The 23,567-nt window shown below is 62.9% G+C and carries 25 protein-coding genes; 20 read left to right on the top strand and 5 right to left on the bottom strand.

Annotation, left to right across the window (positions count from 1 at the left end):
* The first annotated feature begins 11 nt into the window (after nt 1-11).
* The 17 genes from FHS06_RS03055 (at nt 12) to FHS06_RS03135 (ending at nt 15,136) form a co-directional block, all read left to right on the top strand.
* Nucleotides 12-1,115 carry a histidinol-phosphate transaminase gene (locus FHS06_RS03055; RefSeq protein WP_167045295.1) on the top strand — a complete coding sequence of 368 codons (1,104 nt, stop codon included), beginning with the start codon at nt 12-14 and terminating at the stop codon, nt 1,113-1,115.
* 58 nt (nt 1,116-1,173) lie between these two features.
* Nucleotides 1,174-2,250 carry a thiamine pyrophosphate-dependent dehydrogenase E1 component subunit alpha gene (locus tag FHS06_RS03060; protein WP_167047840.1) on the top strand — a complete coding sequence of 359 codons (1,077 nt, stop codon included), beginning with the start codon at nt 1,174-1,176 and terminating at the stop codon, nt 2,248-2,250.
* A complete protein-coding gene (locus FHS06_RS03065; RefSeq protein ID WP_167045298.1) occupies nt 2,247-3,230 on the top strand; it encodes an alpha-ketoacid dehydrogenase subunit beta in 984 nt (327 codons plus the stop codon). Before FHS06_RS03060 ends, FHS06_RS03065 begins: the two co-directional genes overlap by 4 nt.
* Before the next feature lie 24 nt (nt 3,231-3,254).
* Nucleotides 3,255-4,565 carry a dihydrolipoamide acetyltransferase family protein gene (locus FHS06_RS03070; protein WP_167045301.1) on the top strand — a complete coding sequence of 437 codons (1,311 nt, stop codon included), beginning with the start codon at nt 3,255-3,257 and terminating at the stop codon, nt 4,563-4,565.
* A 75-nt stretch (nt 4,566-4,640) separates the two neighbouring features.
* Complete coding sequence (locus FHS06_RS03075; protein ID WP_167045303.1) at nt 4,641-5,630, top strand: metal ABC transporter solute-binding protein, Zn/Mn family; 990 nt, start codon at nt 4,641-4,643, stop codon at nt 5,628-5,630.
* On the top strand, nt 5,582-6,448 hold the full coding sequence (locus FHS06_RS03080) for a metal ABC transporter ATP-binding protein (protein ID WP_182486528.1): 867 nt from the start codon (nt 5,582-5,584) through the stop codon (nt 6,446-6,448). Before FHS06_RS03075 ends, FHS06_RS03080 begins: the two co-directional genes overlap by 49 nt.
* Nucleotides 6,445-7,305 (top strand): metal ABC transporter permease, encoded by an 861-nt coding sequence (locus FHS06_RS03085; RefSeq protein ID WP_167045307.1) that lies wholly within the window; start codon nt 6,445-6,447, stop codon nt 7,303-7,305. Before FHS06_RS03080 ends, FHS06_RS03085 begins: the two co-directional genes overlap by 4 nt.
* Nucleotides 7,306-7,362: 57 nt before the next feature.
* Entirely contained in the window at nt 7,363-7,776 is a 414-nt protein-coding gene (locus FHS06_RS03090) for a Fur family transcriptional regulator (RefSeq protein WP_167045309.1), read from the top strand.
* On the top strand, nt 7,757-8,776 hold the full coding sequence (locus tag FHS06_RS03095) for a permease (RefSeq protein WP_167045310.1): 1,020 nt from the start codon (nt 7,757-7,759) through the stop codon (nt 8,774-8,776). Before FHS06_RS03090 ends, FHS06_RS03095 begins: the two co-directional genes overlap by 20 nt.
* Nucleotides 8,769-9,563, top strand: a complete 795-nt coding sequence (locus tag FHS06_RS03100) for a TIGR03943 family putative permease subunit (RefSeq protein WP_243845245.1) — start codon at nt 8,769-8,771, stop codon at nt 9,561-9,563. The genes FHS06_RS03095 and FHS06_RS03100 overlap by 8 nt, the downstream gene beginning before the upstream one ends.
* The gene (locus FHS06_RS03105) at nt 9,553-10,980 is read left to right on the top strand and encodes a hypothetical protein (protein WP_167045312.1); all 1,428 of its coding nucleotides are present in this window, start codon (nt 9,553-9,555) and stop codon (nt 10,978-10,980) included. Before FHS06_RS03100 ends, FHS06_RS03105 begins: the two co-directional genes overlap by 11 nt.
* Complete coding sequence (locus FHS06_RS03110) at nt 10,959-11,648, top strand: DNA-3-methyladenine glycosylase (RefSeq protein ID WP_310734865.1); 690 nt, start codon at nt 10,959-10,961, stop codon at nt 11,646-11,648. The genes FHS06_RS03105 and FHS06_RS03110 overlap by 22 nt, the downstream gene beginning before the upstream one ends.
* Before the next feature lie 180 nt (nt 11,649-11,828).
* Nucleotides 11,829-12,065, top strand: coding sequence for a 50S ribosomal protein L28 (gene rpmB / locus FHS06_RS03115; RefSeq protein WP_165140428.1), 237 nt, complete (start codon nt 11,829-11,831; stop codon nt 12,063-12,065).
* The gene (rpmG, locus tag FHS06_RS03120; RefSeq protein WP_165140426.1) at nt 12,065-12,235 is read left to right on the top strand and encodes a 50S ribosomal protein L33; all 171 of its coding nucleotides are present in this window, start codon (nt 12,065-12,067) and stop codon (nt 12,233-12,235) included. Before rpmB ends, rpmG begins: the two co-directional genes overlap by 1 nt.
* 3 nt (nt 12,236-12,238) lie before the next feature.
* Nucleotides 12,239-12,544, top strand: coding sequence for a 30S ribosomal protein S14 (gene rpsN / locus FHS06_RS03125; RefSeq protein WP_165140424.1), 306 nt, complete (start codon nt 12,239-12,241; stop codon nt 12,542-12,544).
* Nucleotides 12,545-12,798: 254 nt separating this feature from the next.
* A complete protein-coding gene (locus FHS06_RS03130; RefSeq protein ID WP_165140422.1) occupies nt 12,799-13,086 on the top strand; it encodes an HU family DNA-binding protein in 288 nt (95 codons plus the stop codon).
* Nucleotides 13,087-13,159: 73 nt separating this feature from the next.
* Complete coding sequence (locus FHS06_RS03135) at nt 13,160-15,136, top strand: bifunctional copper resistance protein CopD/cytochrome c oxidase assembly protein (protein WP_167045314.1); 1,977 nt, start codon at nt 13,160-13,162, stop codon at nt 15,134-15,136.
* Here the strand turns inward: FHS06_RS03135 and FHS06_RS03140 are convergent.
* Nucleotides 15,133-16,284: a hypothetical protein gene (locus FHS06_RS03140; protein ID WP_310734864.1), complete on the bottom strand. Its 1,152-nt coding sequence runs from the start codon at nt 16,282-16,284 to the stop codon at nt 15,133-15,135. The two genes, FHS06_RS03135 and FHS06_RS03140, sit on opposite strands and share 4 nt — an antisense overlap.
* A gap of 99 nt (nt 16,285-16,383) precedes the next feature.
* Between FHS06_RS03140 and FHS06_RS03145 the strand changes: the two genes are divergently transcribed.
* Nucleotides 16,384-17,760: an ATP-dependent DNA helicase gene (locus tag FHS06_RS03145; RefSeq protein ID WP_167045317.1), complete on the top strand. Its 1,377-nt coding sequence runs from the start codon at nt 16,384-16,386 to the stop codon at nt 17,758-17,760.
* 6 nt (nt 17,761-17,766) lie between these two features.
* Here FHS06_RS03145 and FHS06_RS03150 read toward each other — a convergent pair whose 3' ends face one another.
* Entirely contained in the window at nt 17,767-18,420 is a 654-nt protein-coding gene (locus FHS06_RS03150; RefSeq protein WP_167045320.1) for a biliverdin-producing heme oxygenase, read from the bottom strand.
* A gap of 42 nt (nt 18,421-18,462) precedes the next feature.
* A complete protein-coding gene (locus FHS06_RS03155) occupies nt 18,463-18,771 on the bottom strand; it encodes a DUF2470 domain-containing protein (RefSeq protein ID WP_167045322.1) in 309 nt (102 codons plus the stop codon).
* A 136-nt stretch (nt 18,772-18,907) separates the two neighbouring features.
* On the opposite strand from FHS06_RS03155, the gene FHS06_RS03160 reads away from it, so the two are divergent.
* Nucleotides 18,908-20,119 carry a serine hydrolase domain-containing protein gene (locus tag FHS06_RS03160; RefSeq protein WP_310734863.1) on the top strand — a complete coding sequence of 404 codons (1,212 nt, stop codon included), beginning with the start codon at nt 18,908-18,910 and terminating at the stop codon, nt 20,117-20,119.
* An 18-nt stretch (nt 20,120-20,137) separates the two neighbouring features.
* Nucleotides 20,138-21,082 (top strand): EamA family transporter, encoded by a 945-nt coding sequence (locus FHS06_RS03165; RefSeq protein ID WP_310734862.1) that lies wholly within the window; start codon nt 20,138-20,140, stop codon nt 21,080-21,082.
* Here the strand turns inward: FHS06_RS03165 and FHS06_RS03170 are convergent.
* Together FHS06_RS03170 and FHS06_RS03175 are read right to left on the bottom strand one after the other, a co-directional pair.
* A complete protein-coding gene (locus tag FHS06_RS03170) occupies nt 21,079-22,497 on the bottom strand; it encodes an HNH endonuclease signature motif containing protein (RefSeq protein ID WP_167045328.1) in 1,419 nt (472 codons plus the stop codon). The genes FHS06_RS03165 and FHS06_RS03170 overlap by 4 nt on opposite strands.
* A gap of 111 nt (nt 22,498-22,608) precedes the next feature.
* Nucleotides 22,609-23,562, bottom strand: a complete 954-nt coding sequence (locus FHS06_RS03175; RefSeq protein ID WP_167045331.1) for a nucleoside hydrolase — start codon at nt 23,560-23,562, stop codon at nt 22,609-22,611.
* Nucleotides 23,563-23,567 lie beyond the last annotated feature (5 nt).

Raw genomic sequence — 23,567 nt, forward strand, 5'->3', positions numbered from 1 at the left:
GACTCGATCCCGTGACCGAGCCGATTCCCGTGCGTATTCGCCCAGAGATTGCCGCCCTACCCGCCTACCGCCAGGGACGCCAGGCGGGAGCTGACTCTTACAAGCTCTCGAGCAATGAGAACCCGTTCGACCCGCTTCCGACGGTCGTTTCGGCGCTCCACGCGGCGACGGGCGTCAACAGATACCCGGATGCCGCAGCCACGCGCCTGCGGGAACGCCTTGCGGAGCGCTACGGAGTGTCAGTCGACGAGGTGCACGTCGCCGCCGGCAGCGTCTCGATTCTCTACCAGCTCGCCCTCGCGGCCTGCGGCCCGCGGGACGAACTCATGTTCGCGTGGCGCTCGTTCGAGGCGTACCCGAGCCTTGGAGCCGTCGCCGGTGCGATTACTGTGCAGGTGCCGCTCGCTGAGGGTGCCCGACACGATCTCGACGCAATGGCCGCCGCGGTCACTGATCGCACTCGCATGATCATCGTCTGCAGCCCGAACAACCCCACGGGCCCCGTCGTGCGCCAAGACGAATTCGACAGTTTCGTCGCAGCCGTGCCGCACGACGTGCTTATCGTGCTCGACGAGGCGTACGCCGAGTTCGTGACTGACCCCGATGCTGTCAGCGGCCCTCGTGTGCTCTCAAACGGCCACCCCAACGTCGTGATGCTGCGCACCTTCTCGAAGGCGTACGGACTTGCGGGCCTTCGCGTCGGGTATGCGATCGGTAATTCGCGCATTCTGGATGCGGCCCGAAGCACAGCCATCCCGCTGTCGGTCACGGGCCAAGCGGAAGCTGCGGCCCTTGCGAGCCTCGACGCCGAACCTGAACTTCTTGAGCGCGTAAGTGTCATCGCGGAACGTCGCGACCGTCTTGTTGACGGCCTCCGTGCCCAAGGCTGGAACGTCCCGAATGCGCAGGGCAACTTCGTGTGGCTCGCCACGGGCGAACACACAGCTGACTTCGCGCCGGCGTTTGAGGCAGGCGGCATCGTGGTGCGCGCATTTGCCGGCGACGGCATCCGAATTTCGGTGGGCGAGCACGAATCTGTAGAGAAAGTCCTACAGATCACTAATTCCGTTGTGAAGAACCTCCCAGAAAGCCATCCGGCACGAGGGTTAGCGTAGAACGGTGATCCCGCTAGATGACCCCGCGGTCGTGCGCATCCTCAACCCGAATGGGACGATGAGCCCGACGGCCGCCGCTGAGCCCTATCTCGACGCGGTTGCCGCCCTGACCGACGCCGAGCTCGAGTCCTTTTATCGCGATATGGCGCTGGCCCGCGCGTTTGATCGCCAAGCCACGAACCTGCAGCGTCAGGGCCAGCTTGCGCTGTGGCCGCCCTCGTTCGGCCAGGAGGCAGCCCAAGTGGGCTCTGCCCGCGCCGCCCGCTCACAGGACCACATCTTTCCGTCGTACCGTGAGCACGCCGTATGCATGATTCGTGGCGTTGACCCGCTCGACATCATTCGATTGATGCGCGGCGTGACCCACGGCGGGTGGGATCCGTTCGATCCCAAGAACGGCAACACCCACATCTACACTCTGGTTTTGGCGTCGCAGACCCTCCATGCCACCGGCTTTGCCACCGGACTTGTCTACGACAAGAAACAGGGCACCGGAAACCTCGACACCGACGAAGCCGTCATCGTCTACTACGGCGACGGCGCCTCGAGCCAGGGCGACGTACACGAAGCGATGGTGTTCGCCGCGAGCACCCAAACGCCGCAGGTGTTTTTCTTGCAGAACAACCAGTGGGCAATCTCGGTGCCGGTGGCAACACAGTCGCGTGCTCCGCTCTACCGCCGCGGCGAGGGGTACGGCATGCCGTCGATCCAGGTCGACGGCAACGATGTGCTTGCAAACTATGCGGTGACCCGTGACGCGCTTGATGGTGCGCGCTCAGGCGGGGGTCCGCGCGCTATCGAAGCCGTCACCTATCGCCGTGGCGCTCACACGACGAGCGATGACCCCACCAAATACCGCACGAGCGAAGAAGAAGAAGCGTGGGCACTTCGCGACCCGATCCTCCGCATGCGCGCATTCCTTGAGAACCGCGGCGCTTCGGAGAGCTTCTTCACTGACATCGATGCCGAAGGCGACGACCTCGCAGAAGACGCGCGTGCACGCACGGTCGCCCTTGGTGGCATCCCGGCTGACTCGATGTTTGAAAACGTGTATTCGGAACCACATCCCGTGATCGAAGAGCAGCGGGCATGGCTTGCCCGCTACGAGGCATCGATGGGGGAGGACGCATCATGAGCGAAACCACGACGATGCCCCTCGGCAAGGCCCTCAATGCGGGACTTCGCCGCGCGCTGAGCGAAAACGATCGAGTGCTGTTGACTGGTGAAGACATCGGCCCACTCGGTGGTGTCTTCCGCGTGACAGAGGGCCTGCAGGCTGAATTCGGTCCACAGCGAGTCGTTGACACACCTCTTGCCGAGTCGGGAATCATCGGCACCGCGATCGGCCTTGCCATGGCAGGCTTTCGCCCCGTGTGCGAAATCCAGTTCGATGGTTTCGTCTTTCCTGGCTTCGACCAGATCACGACGCAGCTTGCGAAGTTTACGAACCGCCACGAGGGCGCCGTCAGCATGCCTGTTGTCATCCGCATTCCCTACGGCGGGCACATCGGCGCAATTGAGCACCACCAGGAAAGCCCCGAAGCGTACTTCACTCACACGGCGGGTCTTCGTGTCGTGAGCCCCTCAACGGCAAACGACGCCTACTGGATGATTCAGGATGCCATTGCGTCCAATGACCCTGTGATCTTCCTCGAACCGAAGGCCAAGTACTGGCAAAAGGGCGAAGTTGATACTTCTGAGCGCGCGATCGACCTCCACGCGAGTCGCGTTGTGCGCCGCGGAACCGATGTCACTCTCGTCGGCCACGGTGCGATGGTCACAACTCTCCTGCAGGCGGCGGCGCTCGCCGAGGCCGAGGGTACAAGTTGCGAGGTCATCGACGTCCGCTCTCTGTCGCCCATCGACTACGCGCCGATTCTCGATTCGGTGCGTCGCACGGGTCGCATGGTCTACGCGCAAGAAGCGCCCGGCTTCACGAGTGTTGGCAGCGAAGTGGCGGCGACCGTCACCGAGCGTGCGTTTTACTCTCTCGAAGCTCCGGTTCTCCGAGTCTCGGGATTCGATGTTCCCTTCCCGCCCGCGAAGCTTGAGGGCGTTTACCTGCCCGACCCCGATCGCATCCTCGAAGCCGTCGACCGCGCGCTCGCATACTGAGCTCGCACCCAGTTAGGAATCCGGATGAGCACCCAAACCTTTCTTCTCCCCGATGTCGGTGAGGGATTGACTGAAGCCGAAATCGTCTCATGGCGAGTTGCCCCCGGCGACACTGTCGCGGTCAACGACGTGCTTGTCGAGATTGAAACGGCTAAGTCGCTCGTCGAGCTGCCCTCGCCGTTTGAGGGCACAGTCGGTGACCTTCTCGCGGCAGAGGGCGACACGATTGAGGTCGGCGCGCCGATCATCACGATCGGCAGCGGTGCTGCCGCACCTCGCGAGCAGCCTGCAGCACCCGCCGAAGAAGCTGATGCCGGCGGCTCGGTGCTCGTTGGATACGGCACGGGTGGTCAGGTGGCATCGCGTCGCCGTAAACCTGCCGAGAAGCCCGTGACTTCCGCCGTCGGCGTGGTGGCAAAGCCTCCGATTCGCAAACTTGCTCGCGACCTCGGCGTAGACCTCGCCGAAGTCAGCCCAAGCGGGGCATCCGGCGAGGTGCTGCGCGAAGATGTCGTTCGTCATGCGTCCCAGGCGAGCGTCTTCCGCAACATCGAGACGCCCGAGTGGCCCGAGGTGCGCGAAGAAACGATCTCTGTCGCCGAGTCTGTTCCTGCGGCGACGACCGATGCGCGTGAGGAATCAATTCCCGTACGGGGCGTGCGCAAGGCAACGGCCAGCGCGATGACGAGCAGTGCCTACACAGCCCCGCACGTGTCGGTGTGGACCGACGTCGACGCAACCCGCACGATGGAACTCGTCAAGCGACTCAAAGCGTCGCCTGATTTCGCTGACACCAAGGTGTCGCCGCTGCTGATCATGGCCCGCGCCGTGATCTGGGCCGTGCGACGCACGCCGATGGTCAACGCCGCATGGATTGATGACGACGAGGGGGGCGGCGCACAGATTCGCGTGCGCCACTATGTCAACCTCGGCATTGCCGCGGCGACGCCGCGAGGCCTCCTCGTGCCGAACATCAAAGACGCGCAGGATCTCAACATGCGTGGGCTGGCGCAGTCGCTTGAGAAGCTCACTCTCACCGCGCGTGAGGGCAAAACGACGCCCGCCGACCAGCAGAACGGCACGATCACAATCACGAACATCGGCGTCTTCGGCATGGATGCCGGTACCCCGATCATCAACCCCGGCGAAGTCGGGATCGTCGCACTGGGAACGATCCGCCAGAAGCCGTGGGTCGTCGACGGGGAAGTACGGCCTCGCTGGGTGACGACGGTGTCGGGGTCGTTCGATCACCGGGTTGTCGACGGCGACGGCGTCTCACGCTTCATCGCCGACATCGCGTCGATTCTTGAGGAGCCTGCACTGCTGCTCGACTGAGGGCTCAGGTCCGTTAGCGATTTCGTGTCCGTTACTGGTTTTGATAACGATTATCAGTAACGTATAGTGATTGTCATGCCCCCCAAAGTCAAACCCCTTGCGTTGGTCGCTGTCGCGGCCGTTTCAGCCCTCGCACTCGCCGGATGCGCCTCGACGAGCGCCACTCCCGCGGCAACTGACGACAACTTGTTCAGCCTCGTGTCGTCAACCAACGTCTACGGAGATATCGCGCAGCAGATTGCGGGAGACGCCGCGACGGTCACACCGATCATCGCGTCTGCCGCTCAAGACCCCCATGGATATGAAGCGACAGCAGGCGACCAGCTCACGGTTCAAAGTGCCGATCTGATCGTGTCGAATGGTGGCGGGTATGACTCGTTCATCGACACGATGATCGACGCTTCCGGCTCAACTGCTCCCGTCATCGTCGCCGCCGAGTACTCGCACTCCTGGCCGGGCGATGAAGCAGACGAGCACACGACGGATTCGCTCGAAGACGAGCCGCACGCCGAAGAAGAGCACGACCACGATCACATCGAGGGGTTCAACGAGCACGTCTGGTACGACCCGCACACGGTCGAGCACGTCGCAGAGGCAATCGCACAGGAGCTGTCAACCCAGCTTCCCGATCAGGCCGACACGTTCGCTGCAAACCTAGAAAGCTTCGAATCTCAGGTAGCCGATCTCGAAGCGAGCCTTGATGAGATCAAGGCTGGGCACGAGGGTGAGGCCGTCTTCTACACTGAGCCAGTGCCGGGCTACCTGGTTGCTGCAGCCGGACTTGAAAATGCCACACCTGATGAATTCAGCGAGGCTGTCGAAGAGGGCCAGGACGTGCCCCCGGCGACGCTGCTCGAAGCGAAGACCGCCATCGAATCGGGTGACGTCAAGGTGCTGATTGCCAACGCACAGACCGGTGGCGCCGAAACGACCCAGGTGATCGACGTGGCAAACGCACAGGGAATTCCCGTGCTCGAGTTCACAGAAACGCTCCCGGACGGCGAGACTTACATTCAATGGATGCAGGAGAACGTCGCAGCCCTCGCCGGCGCGCTAACCAAGTGACCGCTGACGCGGCGCCGCTTCGGATCACCGGAGCGGCGCTTCGTCGCGATGGTCGAGAGCTCTGGTCGGGCCTCGACCTCGAAGTTGCGCCCGGTGAAATGATCGCGGTTCTGGGCCCGAGTGGCGCCGGAAAGACGACATTGCTCCGGGCGGTTCTCGGCCTCGACAAGCTGTCTCAGGGCAGCATCGAGGCTCTCGGTGAACCTGTTCGCCGAGCGGGAAACCGGCGAATCGGGTACATCCCGCAGCAGCGGCCTCTGCCGCGCGACACTGCGATGCGTGGCCGCGACTTGATCGCCCTCGGTGTCGATGGACACCGCTTTGGGCTGCCATTCCCGCGCCGTGGCGATCGTGTGCGTATAGATGCTCTCCTCGAAGATGTCGGCGGCATCGAGTTTGGTGACCGCGCGGTGGGAGTCCTTTCGGGCGGTGAGCAGCAACGTCTTCGCGTAGGACAAGCGCTCGCCGATGACCCCAAGCTGCTGCTGTGTGACGAACCGCTCACGAGCCTTGACCTCGCAAATCAGCAGGCGGTGATCCGCCTCATCGACCGGCACCGTCGTGAGCGGCAGGCCGCTGTGCTGTTGGTAACACACGACATCAACCCGGTCCTCTCAGCGGTTGACCGCATCCTTTACATCGCCAATGGCCGATTCACCCTCGGAGCGCCCGAAGAGGTTCTCACCTCTGAGGTGCTGAGCGACCTCTACGGAGCGCCGGTGTTAGTCTTGCGCGCCGGTGACCGGCTCGTCGTGGTTGGCGCACCCGATGCCCAAGAGTCGCACCATCACCACCACGATGAAGAGGACCAGGTATGAATTGGTCTGACATCGGCGACGCGCTCTTTGGCGGCGTTTCGCAATACGGCGCGATTCTCGCTCTGGTGCAGAATTCGCTGTGGGCCGGGGCCGCCCTCGGACTGGTGGGCGGGCTCATCGGTGTGTTCATCATGCAGCGTGACATGGCGTTCGCAGTCCACGGTATTAGCGAGCTGTCGTTTGCGGGAGCAGCCGCGGCCCTGTTGCTGGGCTTCGACGTCGTCGCCGGCTCAATCGTCGGTTCGGTGCTCGCTGCGGCAATCATCGGATGGTTGGGCGCGCGCGCCCGCGATCGCAACTCGATTATCGGTGTGCTGATGCCGTTCGGGCTGGGGCTCGGCATCCTGTTTCTTTCGCTCTACAGCGGACGCAGCGCCAATCGCTTCAGCTTGCTGACGGGCCAGATCGTCTCGGTGCAGTCGTCGCAGCTCACCTGGCTCATCGCAATCAGCGCCGTGGTCTTGGTCGGCCTGCTGGTCATTTGGCGTCCGCTGCGGTTCGACTCGCTCGACCCCCAGTCAGCCGCCGCGCGTGGGGTTCCGACCCGCACTGTGTCGCTGCTGTTCATGCTGCTGCTGGGTCTGGTTGTCGCTGTTGCCGTGCACATCATCGGCGCGCTTTTGGTGATGGCACTCCTTGTCACCCCGGCTGCGGCGGCAATGCGTGTGGCGCACGGTCCACTCATCGTGCCGGTGCTCTCGGCCGTGTTCGGGTTCGTGTCGGCGGTCGGCGGCATCCTGTTAGCTGTCGCTGGCACCCTGCCGGTGAGTCCGTACATCACAACGATTTCGTTCGCGATCTACCTCGTGTGCCGTCTCATCGGTGCGCGAAGAGACAGCACGATGCGTGCCGCATGACGGGTGTGAGTCAACTCTCTCGGTAGACCCACAACACCGGCCGTTAGACTCCCGCCTATGGTTCAGCGCAATACGTGGCAGCGCGAGCGCGTGCGCGAAGAGCTCTCTTCAGAGAGTGGTTTCGTGAGCGCGCAATCACTGCATGCGCGACTTCGCGACGACAACACGGGTATCGGACTTGCCACCGTGTACCGGGCGCTCGCGGGCCTTGCCGCCACAGGTGAAGCGGATTCGCTCCAGAGCCCTGACGGCGAGAGCCTCTATCGGGCGTGTTCAACGAGCGGCCACCATCACCACTTGATCTGCCGACGTTGTGGGCTGACCGTCGAAATCGCTGCCACCGACGTTGAGCAGTGGGCGCACGACACCGCAGCTGCCCATGGATTTACCCACGCGGAACACGTCGTCGACATCTTCGGACTCTGCGAGTCGTGCACGCGAATTGCTGCAAATGAGTCTGACGCGCGCTGACACACGTGCGCCGGTTTCCACTCGCGGGTGGGCAGTAGGCGCAGGTGTTGGCTTTGCCGCCGTCGCGGCGCTTTTTCTCATCGATCGGTTCGCGCCGACGCTTTTTACGGCGCCGCTCTCTGACCGTGCGCAAGACGGACTGACCCTCGCCATCAGCGTGCTGATCGAATCCTTGCCGTTTGTCGCTCTCGGCGTCATCCTTTCGATCGTCGTTCAGGTGTGGGTTCCGCCCGGTGTGATCGAGCGTTGGATGCCACGCCGAGCCTGGGCGCGCCGCGCTGTGCTGTCGCTCCTCGGCATGCTGATTCCGGTGTGCGAATGCGGCAACGTGCCGTTTGCGCGCGGCCTTCTGATCCGTGGCTTCGGCGTAGCCGAGACGCTTGCGTTTCTTATCGCTGCCCCCATCGTCAATCCGATCGTGATCATCACGACCCATGCCGCATTCGGGTTCAGCGATGGCATCCTCATCGCGCGGCTCGTGGGTGGGTACCTCATCGCGAACCTCATCGGATGGCTGTACAGCCGGCATCCCTCACCCGACGCGCTACTTACCGACCGCTTTCGCGACACGTGTGTACTCGTCTCCGGCGAAACCGGTGGGAAGGGCCGTCGGAGCATTGCCCAGTTCGTCATCGAACTGCGGGCGGTGATGCCGGCGCTGATCATCGGGTCGGCAATCGCGGGCGCAGTCCAGGTGATCGTGTCGCGGGAAGCTCTCCTTGAAATCGGATCGAATCCGGTTTACTCGATCGCCGCGATGATCGTGTTGGCAATGGTCGTTTCGATCTGTTCCAACGTCGATTCGTTCTTCGCGCTTTCTTTCGCTTCGACCTTCACTCCGGGTTCGATCGTCGCGTTCTTGCTGGTGGGCCCGCTCGTCGACGTCAAGATGCTCGCGCTCTTGCGCACGACTTTCACGGCACGAACACTGGTTGGCATTGTGGCCGTTGTCATACCCTTCGCCTTTGTCGTCGCGCTGGTGGTGAACTTCATTGGCTAAAGCACGTTTGGTTCAGGCGCGCTGGATCGGCGCGCGTTGGCTCGGAGTCGGAACGGCAGCGGTGCTGTCGGTTGTGACGATCGCGCTGACGCTTTCCGGCCAACTTTCGCTGTACATCAACCCCGATTCCACGTGGTTCACGGCGGGTATGTCGGTGTTCGTCCTTATCGGCGCTGTTGCAAGCTTTACGCTGCCACTGGGCGCCGAAGAAGAGCATGGTCACGATCACGGCGACGCGGATGGCGCTGCGGATCATGACCACCAACACTCGGCGTGGCGAGTCACCCCGGGAGGAGTTGCCGCTCTCAGTGGCGGGGTCGTCGCCTCGGGCGTCGTGCTCTCGATGCTTGTTCTGCCCGCGGCGACGCTCTCGACCGAGCTCGCGATGTCGCGCGATGTCGGAGCACCGCAGCTGTTTGGTGGATCGGATGCCGTCACGCTCGCATCGACCGGGGATACGACCCAGTTCGGCGTGGGCGACTGGGCGAGCGTTTTTGCCACCGCGACAAACCCAGACGCCTTCGAAGGCGACACCGTCACGCTCACTGGCTTTGTCACGCCTTCCGATGACACGGGGGACTTTCGGCTGTCACGCCTTGTCATCACGCACTGCGTTATTGACGCGCAGCAGGCAAGCCTTGCGATCTCGGCGGATGCCTCGGTGCCCGCTACCGGTCAGTGGGTCGAGATCTCCGGCACGATTCGCGAGAGCGACAACGGTTCCCTAAACATCGTTGCGAGCAACGTGTCGGCGATCGACGAGCCGCAGGACCCGTATGAGTACTAGGAGCGGTGCTACGCCCGAGGTTCGATCCCGGCGCGCGCGTACGACACAGCGGCGGCGACGCGCCTTCGCGAGTGCGTTTGCGATCGTTCTCACAGCTCTTGTGGTGTTCGCACTCGGCGGCGGACTCCTGAGTACGTTGCAGGGCCCGCGCGTGACATCGGTTGACGTCGCCCCGGAAGCTGCGACTCAGGCATCGGGCTCCCGGCTCATCATCACCACCAATCAGTCGCTCAACGACGTCACCGCTGATCAGGTGACGGTGACTCCCGCGACTGATTTCACCGTCGACACCTCGGGTCGGAGCATCGGCGTGCGCTTCGCGTTGCCGCTCTATGACGCAACCGACTACACGGTGACGATCAAGGGCGTGACGGGCATCGGTTCGGAGCCGGCATCGACGTTCACTGAAACTTTCACAACGCCAGCGCTAGACGCATACCTGCTGAAGCGGACCGACAGTGCCGACACGATTTTTCGCACCGACCTCACCGGCGAGGCGGCGGTGCCTGTCTTTGAAAACGAGCACATCGAGGATTTTCGCGCCACGGCCAACCACCTTGTGATTTCGGTGCGCAATGACGCCACGCCAACGCTGGTTGTCACCGATCTCGATGGTGAGAACCCCGCAGACATGACACTCCCCGGCGACGGGCAGATCACTCTGCTGCAAAGCGCCGATCGTGGCGACCTCATCGGCTACGTGTACTCCGATGCTGTGCTCACTGAGACGACGGGCGAGAACTCGGCGCTCTACACGGCATCCCTCGATGACCCGACGGCTGCGCCGACGCTCGTTACGATAGAGGGCGCTGATCCTCGTGTCGCGCAGTGGCGTTTCGTGCCCGATACCGACAGTGTGCTGGTGCTGACGTTTGGCGGTCGCCTGCTGTTGACGGATGCCACAGGAGACGGGGCTGTCGACCTCGGCGCCGCTGTCACGATCGATGGCATAGCGCGTGGTTCGTCGGTTGCCGTAATCGAACGTGCCGACGGCATGTTCGCCATCGACCTGACCGATGGCACCGAATCTCCGCTCGTCGACGCAGCCGACACCGATGGGCTCCCGGGCACAGTGCTGCCACTTCCCGGCGACGAGGGCACGCTCCGACCCTTCGCGCTCATCGGTGACGACGGTATCGCGCAGGGCACGATGATTGGGCGGGTAGCGTCCGATGGCACAACGACAAGCGTGTACTCGGTCGCCGCCGGAGATGCCCTGCTGCAGAGTTGCGTCTCTCCCAGTGGTCGCTACGCCGCCGTAACCGTTGCGCCTGACATTGTTGCCAACCCCTATGACACCTACCTACTGCCGGTTCCAACCACGGTTGAGACCCACGTGATCGACCTCGACACCGACGACGAGGTCGTCGCCCTCGCGGGGCTTGCAATCTCGTGGTGCCAGGTGCCACTGCAGTGAGGGCTGAGTGGGCAGCCGGTCGCCGGCCGGCTCGGCGCGATGATCTCGTCGGCCTTCCGCTCGAGGTCGCCCCGCGCCTTCTCGGCGGGGTACTCCAGGTGCATAGCGGTGGACGAGACGTAGCCCTCCGCATTACCGAGGTGGAGGCCTACCACGGGCAGGGCACGGGAGACATGCCTGACCCCGGATCGCACGCACGAATGGGACCGACCGCTCGCAACGCCACGATGTGGCGTGAACCGGGATTGTTGTACGTCTATCTGAGCCACGGCATCCACACCTGCATCAACGTCGTGTGCAGCCCTCCCGGTGTCGCCGGCGCCGTGCTGGTGCGCGCGGGCGAGGTCGTTGAAGGGGCGGATGCCGCAGCCATCCGCCGACCCGCAGCTCACACACCGCGGGACTATGCGCGTGGCCCCGGAAGGCTCGCGGCAGCTGTGGGGCTCCGCCATCCGGTGCACGACGGCGTGGACGCTATCGCAGGCAGCGAGTTGGCCGGGGCTACCGTGCGGCTATGGCTGACGAACGCGCAGCAGGCGGGGGTGGCCTCCGGGCCGCGCGTTGGTGTTGCGGGTGTTGCGGGCACCGACGCTTTTCCGTGGCGGTTCTGGATTGCGGGAGATCCCACGGTTTCGTCGTTTCGTTGGGGCCGCGGTGCTGCACCCTAAGTCAAGCCGACACGCCCGAGCATGTTAGAGTTGAACCTGTCTGTGCGCACTCCAGCGCGCGGTTCGCACTTTTTTCCTTCCTCTTCCTCGTTCTGCGGGGATGAGTTCTGCGGGAAAAAAGCGCAGACAAGGGATCTTGGGTGGCACCGTCCGGTGTCACGGTACTAAGGAGAAATTACTATGGCAGCAGTGTGCCAGGTGACTGGAGCTGTTCCCGGCTTCGGACACAACATCTCGCACTCGCACCGCCGGACGAAGCGTCGCTTCGACCCGAACGTGCAGAAGAAGACCTATTTCGTTCCGTCGTTGGGCCGCAACATCAAGCTCAACGTTTCGGCTAAGGGCATCAAGGTCATTGACGCCCGCGGTATCGAGTCGGTCGTCAAGGACCTCATTGCGAAGGGTGTGAAGCTCTAATGGCAAAGAAGTCTCAGGACGTTCGTCCGATCATCAAGCTGCGTTCGACCGCCGGCACGGGTTACACCTACGTGACGCGCAAGAACCGCCGCAATAACCCCGACCGCATCGTGCTCAAGAAGTACGACCCCGTAGTGCGTAAGCACGTTGATTTCCGAGAGGAGCGTTGATCCATGGCTAAGAAGAGCAAAATCGCTCGTAATGAGCAGCGCAAGGTCATCGTCGAGCGTTACGCGGCAAAGCGTCTTGAGCTCAAGAAGGCCCTGGTCGACCCGACCTCGACCGACGAGCAGCGCGAAGCCGCACGCCTCGGCCTGCAGAAGCTGCCCCGCAACGCATCGCCCATCCGCGTGCGCAGCCGCGATGTCATCGATGGCCGTCCCCGTGGTGTCCTGACGAAGTTCGGCATCTCGCGTGTGCGTTTCCGCGACATGGCGCACCGTGGCGAACTGCCCGGTGTCACCAAGTCCAGCTGGTAACCACCACAGCGTAAGAAAAGGGGCAGGAGTTCTTCGGAGCTTCCGCCCCTTTTTCGTGTTCCCGACGTCCAAAAATGGCAAAACGGGGTGAATTCACCCCAACACGCCGTGGGATTCGGGCCACAACAGCCTAAATCCGCGTATTTCCGGGGAAATTGGCTATAGTCGAGGCGGTCGATCCGACCAGCCGGAAGGTGTTCACCAACCGGACCCCAGTAATCAAAGGCGGCACTCGCTGCCTCGGAGGACAACACATGGCCGACAAGTCCATTACCAAGACCGAACTCGTTGCGAGCATCGCGAGCGCCACCGGACAAAGCCAGTCCGCCGTTTCGGGCGTTCTCGACTCCCTCTTCTCGACCGTTTCTGAGGCCGTTGCCAAGGGCACGAAGGTTTCGATCCCGGGTTGGATCGCGTTCGAGCAGGTTGAGACCTCGGCACGTACGGGCCGTAACCCCCAGACCGGCGCAGAGATTCAGATCCCGGCCGGCAAGCGCGTCAAGGTGACCGCTGGCTCGAAGCTGAAGGCTGCCGTCAAGTAGTCGACACCATCGTCAACAACAGGGAGGATGCTTCGGCGTCCTCCCTGTTGTTTTGGCCGCTTAGGCTGGGGGAGTGAATCCTCGAGTGCTGAGGGCCGTCGGCCCGTCGATCCTCGCGCTCACCGCGGCTCTTGGGCTTATTTGGGGCCTCGCATATGGCGGTGGAGCCGACCCGCTGCAGATAGCCGATCCCGGGCCTGTGGTTCGGTGGGGCCTGCCTGCCGCCACGATGTTGGTCAACATTTCCGCAGCCGGCATGCTCGGAACCCTCGTGCTCGCGCTCTATGCGTTGAAGGCTAGCGAGCGCGCCTTCGAAGTTGCACTCGATACCGCATCAATATCCGCGGCAATTTTCACAGTGGCTTCGGCACTGACGGGATTCTTCACCTTCGTCAACATCACGAATGCTGCCCCGAGTGCTGACGCTCTCTTCGGCGAGCAGCTCGGTCGTTTTCTCATTCAGCAAGAAGTCGGTCGCACGTGGCTGATCACCACGATCGCTGGTGCCGTCCTGACGGTGCTCACATTCGCTGTGCGTGGCTGGACATCGACACTGTTCGTGGCAATCCTTGCTGCCGCAGCCCTCGTGCCGATGGGGACTCAGGGCCACTCGGGCGAGCTATCGACCCACAACCTCGCGATGACCGCGCTCATCCTGCACATGATCGGTGCAGCGGTCTGGGTTGGCGGGCTTGTGCTGTTGGTCGTTATCCGTCCAGTGCTCACTCGAGATGAGATGGGCGGGGTGCTTCGTCGTTATTCGAGTCTCGCGATCGTCGCGTTCGTCGCAGTCGCGGCTTCAGGTGTTGCGCGTACGACTGTGAGCGTCCAGTCGTGGGCGGGTTTCATCTCTCCCTACGGCGCTCTGCTCGCGGTGAAAGTGATCGTCCTGATTGCGATAGGCATGTTGGCGGCGTGGTATCGGCTCAGGTTGATTTCGAAGATCGGGCAAGAAACGGTATCCCGTCTGTTCTGGCTGCTCATCGCGATCGAGGTCGCCTTCATGGGGATTGCGAGCGGTGTCGCGGTGGCGCTTGCTCGCACGGCACCACCCGCAGACGAAACCGTGCCGGTGGTGCGGACGCCCGCGGAACTCCTCACAAGCTCACCACTGCCACCTGAACTCACGATCGCGCGCTGGTTTACCTCGTGGGAGATTGACCTGCTGTGGGCATTCGTCGTTGCGTTCGGGGTCTTCTTCTACCTCGCCGGTGTCTGGCGCTTGCACCGCCGCGGTGACAAGTGGCCGATCTATCGCACCGCGCTGTGGCTGCTCGGTATGGCGCTGTTGTTCTGGGTCACCTGCGGACCCCTCAACGTCTACCAGGACTATCTGTTCAGCGTGCACATGATGGGGCACATGCTCTTGACCATGGCGATACCGCTGTTGTTGGTGCCCGGCTCTCCGATCACTCTGGCTGCACGCGCCATCGAGAAGCGACAGGACGGCAGTCGCGGCGGCCGGGAATGGATCCTGTGGGCGGTACACACTCCGGTTGCCCGTGTCGTCACGAACCCCTTCTTCACAGCTGCGATGTTCGTCGGATCGCTGTGGGTGTTTTATTACACCGACCTCTTCCGGTGGTCGCTGTACGACCATCTCGGCCACGAGTGGATGGTTGCGCACTTTTTGATCACCGGCTATCTCTTCGTGCAGTCGTTGATCGGCATCGATCCCGTTCCGTACCGCTTTCCCTACGCTTTCCGTCTCTTGACTCTCATCACTGTGATGGCAACCCACGCGTTCTTCGGTGTGGCCATCATGATGCAGTCGACCCTGTTCATCGCGGAGTGGTTCGGTTCTATGGGGCGCGAATGGGGCCTCACGCCCCTCGCAGATCAGTACACGGGCGGCGGCGTTGCCTGGTCGGTCGGTGAGATTCCCACGCTCATCCTTGCGATCACTGTGGCGATTCAGTGGAGCCGAAATGATGACCGCCTGCAGCGGCGCACTGACCGCCAGGCTGACCGCACGGGCGACGCAGAGCTTGCCGAGTACAACGCCCAGCTGCAAGCCCTTGCTGACAAAGACGCGCGGGCTGCACGCTAGTTTGCGGGAGTACCGCCGACGCGGATCGAAACTGATCCGTCGCTCAAGGCTGAGATTGAGCCATTCACGATGAACGGAATGTCTTGACTCAGCGTCGAAATTGAACCGTCGAACAGCGACTGCACGGCGACTTCGATGTGGGCCATCGCGGTGGTGTCGGGAATGCGCCAGTTTGCGCCGTCGGGCTTGATTGTCACTACGGGTTGCTGCACCACCGTCCAGGTCGGCAGGTCAACAATGCGATTCTGCTCGACGAAGCCGAAGGGGCATCCTGTCGGTTGGAGCACCTGCTGCTCGGCGCAACTCGCCAAGAACTCGGTGACGCGCTCTTGCGCTGTCTCGATGAACTCGGGTGTGGGTTCGGCTTGTACCTGAATCGGCACTTCTTTGAGCGGAACATCTGCCAGCACCGCCACCCCGGGTGTGGCTGAGATCGCAGTGTTGACTGACACAGTGTAGATGCCGGGAGAAAACACCAGCATGGGAATTGACGCTGTGGGGTCTGCGTCGACGCCGTCGGCCGAAACCTGGCGCTTATCGATCTCGAAACCGTTGACGCTGAACTCCATCGAACCGAGCACTGTGATGTCGACAATGCCGAGGGGGCTCGTCGCGAAGCGCCAGGTTGGTGCGACTCCGATCACTCCGTCGCGCGCAACCTCGAAGGTTGTGGTCGCGGGGTTTCCCATCGCCTTGTACGAGACCGTGACCTCGCTGATGTCGCCATCGGTGCTCTCCGAAATGGGAGTGATGTCGCTCAACTGCCCGAGTGCTGCTTTCCGCAAGAGCGCATCGGATGCCTCGGGTGATAGCTCATTCGCTTGAAGCTCTGCTTCCGTCAGTGCAACGCCGGGAAGCGTCAGTGCGTTCGCGGCCTCACCGTCACTGAGCATCTCCAGGTAGCGCATGACGAAGGCAGTAGGGCTGTAGAAGCGTTCGTAGATGACCGAGTACGAGGCGCCTGTCGCCGCGACGAGCAGAACGCCGATGACACCCAGAACAGTGAGATCGAGTGCGAGCCGTCGTCGGGTGCGAGGCTGTTTCTTGCGGCGCCGCGTAGTGGGCTGGGACGAGCGTTGAGCCGCAGGCGCGGCGACGGGCGGGTCTGCCTCAGCATCCCGCTCACTCGTGTCCACCCCCGTATCCACAGCATCAGTCTAGGAAACCTGGCGGCGCGTCCGGTGCAGAATGCACTTTGGGGTCATGTGGTACCACGAAGCGCCGCCAGCACGCCTAGCATTGGAGTGGTGAGCAAGCCGTCCCTGTCAGCAGAGCAGGAGGCGCTCTATCGACTTATCGAAGACACTCGAGAGCATGTCTTCGTCACGGGACGTGCCGGCACCGGAAAATCGACACTGCTGCGGCATCTGACGTACAACACGTCGAAACAGATCGCGATCTGTGCTCCGACAGGCGTTGCCGCCCTCAACGTCGAGGGTCAGACGATCCATTCGCTGTTCCGTCTCCCGATCGGTCTGATTGCGAACGGCGTTATCGATCAGAACGATGCCACTCGCAAACTGCTGAACGCGATTGACACTCTCGTGATCGACGAGATCTCTATGGTCAATGCCGACCTGATGGACGGGATTGACCGGTCACTGCGCCAGGCTAGGGGCCGTCGGGCTGAGCCCTTCGGTGGCGTGCAGATCGTGATGTTCGGCGACCCGTATCAGCTGGCCCCGGTGCCGCCCCGCGGTGATGAGCTGCGCTACATCGAAGATCACTACCGTTCGTTCTGGTTCTTCGACGCGCACGTGTGGGTCGGCGAGACCTCGGGCGATGGTCTTATCGATATCGGGTCGCACGGCGCTGAGCTGCACATTCGCGAGCTTCGCGATATTCACCGCCAGGCCGACCCGGTATTCAAAGCGATGCTCAACGCGGTGCGCTATGGACGCGTCACCGCAGACATCGCCCAGGTGCTCAACGATGCTGGAGCGCGAAAGCCCCCAGAATCGAGCGACGACGAGCCACCGATCATTACTCTCGCCACACGCAACGACATTGTGACGTCGATCAATCGGCGACACCTCGATGCGCTGCCCGGGAGATCTCAAACGGCGAAGGCCGAGATCAGCGGTGACTTCGGTCGAGGCGATCTCTATCCGGCTGATCCTGAACTTCAGCTCAAGGTCGGCGCGCAGGTGATGTTCTTGCGCAACGATGCGGCGACGTACGGCGAACCGCCACGATGGGTCAACGGCACGATTGGCACTGTGACGCGCATCACAGGAGGCACAGTGCGCGTCGAGGTTGATGGGCAGGAGCATGATGTCGAGCCCGCAGTGTGGGAACGATTCCGGTACGCCTACGACTCGGCATCCCGAAAACTCTCACGCGATATCGTCGCGGAGTTCACCCAGTTTCCACTGCGATTGGCGTGGGCGGTGACGATTCATAAGTCGCAGGGGCAGACCTACGACCGTGCCGTAATTGATCTTGGTGCTGGGGCGTTTGCCCCAGGTCAGACATACGTTGCGCTGTCGCGCCTGACGTCAATCGATGGCCTTTACCTATCGCGGCCGCTTCGGCCAAGCGATATTCGTGTCGATGCCGATGTGCAGCGTTTCATGGCACAGGCGCTTCGGCCTCCGGCAGCTCCGGCTCCCGAGGCGTCGTAGTGCTGGTTACGCCGCGGCTTCGGCCTTAGCGCGAGCGAGGTCTTCGAACAACTCAGTGTTGAAGCGGTAGGCGAGCAGCACCTCTTCGATGACGCGATCTTTTTCGCCGTCATCCCAGGGGGCAGCATCGAGCTGGTCGCGATAGACCTCTTTGAACTCTTTCGGATCGGCGATGTCAGCGAAGACGTAGAAACCGATGCCATTGGTGTCGAAGCCGAATCGACGTTTCATGAGGCGCCCGATGAAGAGCCCGCCGGAGAGATCACCGAGGTAGCGCGTGTAGTGATGGGCGACGAACCCACCCGCCCACGTTGCTGCGACCCTATTGATGCGGTCCACGTAGCGTTGCGTCGTCGGCAGCGGCGCCACCTGTTCGCGCCAGTCCGCGCCAATCAAAAATTCGAGGTCAGCCTCAAGCGCCGGCATCCGCGTGAGCTTGTCAGTGATGAACACGGATGCCACGGGGTCACGGCGCATTCGATCGGCGGCGCCTTCAAGAGCTTCATAGATGAACCAGTGCTGGACAACGAGCGCGACATAGTCATCGCGGGTGCCCTTGCCGTTGATGAGGTCGGCCATGAAGCCAGCGCTCTCACTGCCGGAGTGGGCTGTCGTGGAACGTTCGCGGAGGGCCGTCGAGAACGGTGTCAGGTGGCTCATGCGGTCAGTCTAGTGGAATATTAGGCTGCCCTAAGTAAAAGTTTACGCGTGGGGTCGTGGTTCAACGCCGAGACGGACGCAGGCTTCGTCGTAGAGCGCGACAACCTCGCGGCGCACCTCTCCGCGCTCTGTGATGGGGGCTCCCGGCCAAGCGACGTGCACCTCGGTAGTGCCGCCCGCGGCATCCGCTGCGTCCCATGTGCCACCGTCACCGTCGAAATCGATCATCGTCGCACCCACCGCAGCACGGTCGACGAACGCTCGGACGATGAGCAGGTTGTCATCTGAGTGGTCACCGTTCATGTGCGAGAGCACGGCGGAGCGAACATTGTCGTCAAAGCTATGGGGCATGTTCTCAGCCTAGAGAGTGATGTGATGGGACTGTGATATCCGTATGTTTGAATCGGTAAAGCACGATCACGGAGGGGTGAGGATGCAGGCCCGATCCGGTCGACGTCGTTTTGCAGTTCTAGGGACTGTTCTGGCAGTGAGCACACTGCTTCTTTCGGCGTGCTCCACCGACACCACAGTGTCGGTGAACGTGCCGGAGCAGGTTGACGCTGATCTTCCTGCCGACACAGCAGCGGAGATCGAAAGCGCTGTCGAGTTTGCGATGGCCGCGACCGGCTCCACCGGCGCGATCGTCGGTGTGTGGGCTCCGTGGAGCGGGACGTTGGTCAGCGGCTTTGGTATCGCTGATGGCGGTGACGCCGCAGACCTGACGTTCCGCGGCGCTGAAATTACGCGCGCTATGACCTGCGATGCGCTTTACCAGCTCGCAGCTGACGGTGTTGTTGCCCTTGACGACTCAGTATCGACGTATGTGTCGAGCGTCGCAGGCCTCGGATCTATCACTCTTGAAGAGCTCTGCAACGGCACCTCTGGACTCGGAACGTACTGGCCGGTCATCGAATCAATGGCGCTCTCGACGCCCGAACGCAAGTGGGAGCCCCGCGAACTCGTCGCCTATGGCATGGGTCGCTCCACCGACGTCGTGCCGGGAACCGCGTGGGGCGATTCTGACGCGGGATATGTGCTGCTCGGACTTGCCCTCGAAAGCGCGACTCAAAAGACCGCGTCGGCACTTTTTGCCGACACTATCTTTGAGCCCCTCGAAATGGAATCGACCTCGCTACCGCGCGCCACGGCGACGAGCCCAGGTTCAAATCCGCTCGACGGCATGCTTTCACTGCCAGATAAAGAGGGTGCGCTTAACTGCGCCGACCCGGCCAACGTCACCGAGTATTCGTCGAGTATCGGATTCACCAACTCTGGTGTCGTCACAAACATCACGGACCTCGGGCACTACACACAGGCGCTCGCTGTCGATGCCCTCGGAGTGGATGGCTCTGAGCGATTTGCGGCGCCCCTCCCCGCTGACCCGAGCGGCCCGACGTGGTTCACCACGACGGGCGGCGCCTACCAGGCGGCAAGCCTGGTGGGTCAGTACGGCAAGGTCCCCGGTTACATCACGGCATCGTTCGCTGACCCAACGACCGGCATGACGGTGTCAGTTGTGCTCAACAACTCGGCAGCTGATGCAGAGGTCGGCGCGTACTTGGCGTGGCAGATTGCAGCGATCACATCGAAGGCGCCGGCAGCGTCCGGTGAGACGGCGCCCAACGCTGGCCTCCCCTGGACAGCGGAGCAGTATCACGACGCTATTGCAGAGGCTGCTGTCTGCCCCTTGCCGGAGTGATCCTCCGATGAGCGCGACGTGGGCGTGAAATTCGGTTCCGCGCCGGCGATCACGCTTGTCGCGATCGGGCTTTTGTGCCAAGAAGTCGGGGCTTCGTTCGCAGTGTTGCTGTTCCCGCAGACCGGGCCGCTCGGCATGGTCATGCTGCGTTTGGTGTTCTCTGCGGCGATTCTGCTCCTGATAGCCCGACCGGCGTTGCGTGGTCACTCCTGGCAAACCTGGCGCTCAATACTGATCTTCGGAATCGTGTTGGCGCTGATGAACACGCTCTTTTACCTTGCCCTCGACCGCCTCGCCCTCGGGGTGACAGTGACGATCGAAGTGTTGGGCCCGCTCGTGCTGTCGATCGTAGCCAGCAGGAGCCGCGCGGCGTGGCTGTGGGCGGTGCTCGCCTTTGCCGGAGTCGCTGCCCTCGGTAGCGGCGGGTGGGACCGCCTCGATCCGCTCGGTGTCGTTTTCGCCCTTGGCGCGGCGGCGAGCTGGGCGTTTTACATTTTGGCGTCGGCGAAGGTCGGAGGCGAACTGCCCGGGCTCCAGGGTCTCGCGCTCGCCATGGCGTTGGGTGCAGTGATATCGGCGCCGCTCGGCATACTCGACGCGGGCACAGCGCTCGGGCGCATCGACGTGCTGGCCCTTGCTGCTGCCGTTGCTGTGCTGTCGTCGACGATTCCGTACGCGTTCGAGATCATCGCGTTGCGCCGGGTGGCGGCATCCGTGTTTGCTGTGCTCATGAGTCTCGGACCGGCGATCGCCGCGGTGGCGGGTCTGGTGCTACTCGGGCAGCAGCTGGTGTGGCTCGAAGTCGTGGGAATCGCCCTCGTGATCATCGCGAGCATGGGCGCTGTCTTCGCCGCGAGCCGAGCAAGCAGGGCTTCGCGCGCGGCATCAGAGTCTGACCCAACAGCGTCTGATTCAGTAAAGCCCGATCCAACCGAAGAACCCTTCAGCGCCCCGATGGCCTAGAACGGCGCGAGGGCAGAGTCATCCTGCGCGTTCGTGATGGTGTCTGGTGCAAGCGTGACATCGCGCGGCGTCGGCTGGAACATCACGCCCGGCGGTCTGTCGGTGTAGCTGTGGCCGGTGGGTGAGATCCATTCGAGGACTCCGCCGGGCTTCTGCTTCACCCTCCACGCCGTGGCATGTTTCAACGAATGGTGTCTTCGGCAGAGGTGGGCCAAGTTGCGCACTTCGGTCGGCCCTCCCAGGGCGGCATCAATGGTGTGGTCAATATCGCACCGGTGAGCGGGCGTGCGGCATCCCACGAATCGGCAATGCTGATCCCGTGCTCGCAAATGTCTCTTGAGCTGCTCGCTCGGGCGATACCGATCAACGGCAAGAACATTAAGACTGACGGGATCGGTGAACACACGATCCCACCCCGGCGCGTTGCCGGCGAGGCGACGGGCGGTTTCGGGGTCGACAAGCCCCATACGCCCCGCATCTCCGGGCGCGAAATCAGAGCCGCACAGGCTCGTCGCCGGAACAGTGACCTGCACAATCGCCCGGATGGCCCCGAGACCGGTCCCGCCCTCGCCGGTGCCGTCACCGGGAACAAAACCCGCCACGGGGCCAGCCGTCAGCAACATGTCTGCGAGTAGGTCTGCGCGGATCTGATCGGTCGTGCGCTCATCACGCTCAGACACCCGCTCGCCGGTACGCTCATCCGTACACTTCTCGGTGTCGGCAACGGGCTCGGCACCCGCGTCTCTCCGCGCATCCTTGATTGCGCGCGCCTGCTGCGTGAGTCTGTCGTGGATGCCGTGCGCCAGTATTCCGGGCAGTTCCGCGTGCAGCTCTGCCATTCCGTCGGGGAGCGGCGTCACCCACACTTTGCGCGACTCGCGCGCATCGCCATGGCGTTCCGCCATCGTGCGAGGCTGAGCTTTCTCGGCGAGGGCTTCGGCACGCTTTCGTAAGCGCCCCGTTGTCTCGACCTCAGCTATCGGCGCAACATCACGATCGAACTGCGCACGCGCCTTCGCATCCGAAATCGGAGCACCTGTGCGCAAAACAGTGGTGACGTGGCCCCGAGAAATTCGACCCGCAGCCCACGAACCATACGTCTCGGGATAGTCGCCGACGATCGTCATCGCTTCGTCGATCTGGCCTTGCGCGGTGCGATCCGCGACGTGCATTACAGTGCCGAGCTCGGCTGCGATCGAACGCAGGGGCATTTCCCGTTCGTGCGACGACCTCGAGCCGCTACGCGCCCCCTGTGCGAGACCGATACGGCCGGCCTCAGCGAGCAGCGCCACTTCTGTCGCTTGCCACTCGGCGACTTTTTGCCGCGCGTGCACCACTCCGGAGTAGATCGCAGTCAGGCCCGCAGGTTCGGCGGCTGCCGCGTCTGCGAGGTGAGGGGAGTGGTGGTCGCTCATGCATTAATTATCGAACAGACCTACGACATTGAGGTAGCTAACGTGGAGTCTGTATAGAAACTAAATGCGCCACTGCCCCTGGGTGGGGCATCGACCACGGCCCGTGCCGGCTCAGCTCGTGATGATCTCAACCAGGTGCGCCGCAGTACCGCTTTCCACATCGCGCACGAACCGGGTGCGAACGCCCTCGTGGTTGCGGTCGCCCAGGCGCTGGCCGCGAAGGTCAACAACTGTCTGGCCGCGACCGGGACCATCCGTCGTATCGACCTGAACCGGCACGAGCGGCGCGCGAGTAATGGTCGCGGCCCCGGCAGCAATCACAGCGGCGAGCGGGTCGTGCAGTGAGCTTAGGCGTTCGCCATACTGCGGCAGGTAGAAGTCGAGGTAGTGATCGAGAATCTCGCCCACGGCGCGCGCAAGCGGCGATGAGCTTTCGAGCAGTGCGTGGCGGTCGGCATCCGAGAGCGTGTGTTCCATCGTGACGTCGAGAGGCACGATCGTGACATCCCAGTCGGCGCTGAACACAACGGATGCCGCTTCGGGGTCGTTTCCGATGTTCGCCTCGGCGACGGGTGAAATGTTGCCGGCGGCGAGGGCCGTGCCACCCATCGTTGTGACTGCGGCGATGCGCTCGGGCAGAGTCGGGTCGGCGGCGAGGGCTGCCGCGATGTTGGTGAGGGGCCCGATCGTCAACAGGTGCAGTGTGCCCGCGTAGGTGTGCGACAGGTCGATCAACAATTGCACCGCCGTGCGCTCATCGACGGGCTGCGACGACGTGGGCAGAACGACATCGCCGACGCCGTTATCTCCGTGCACGTGCGGCGCGCCGCCGCCGTAGGGGTGGCTCGTGAAATCGTGCGCGCCCACGGCGACAGGAATGTCGTCGCGGTCAGCGACCGCCAGCAGGTCGAGGGTATTGCGGGCAGCCTGAGCTGAGTCGGTGTTACCGCTTACGGTGCCGACGCCGACGAGGTCGATCGCAGGTGAGCGCAAGAGGTAGGCCAGGGCGACAGAGTCGTCGATGCCGGTGTCGCAGTCGAGAAATACGGGGGTGGGGGTGCTCATACGGC

It is taken from the genome of Microbacterium halimionae, from assembly GCF_011761265.1.
Classification (GTDB): Bacteria; Actinomycetota; Actinomycetes; order Actinomycetales; family Microbacteriaceae; genus Microbacterium; species Microbacterium halimionae.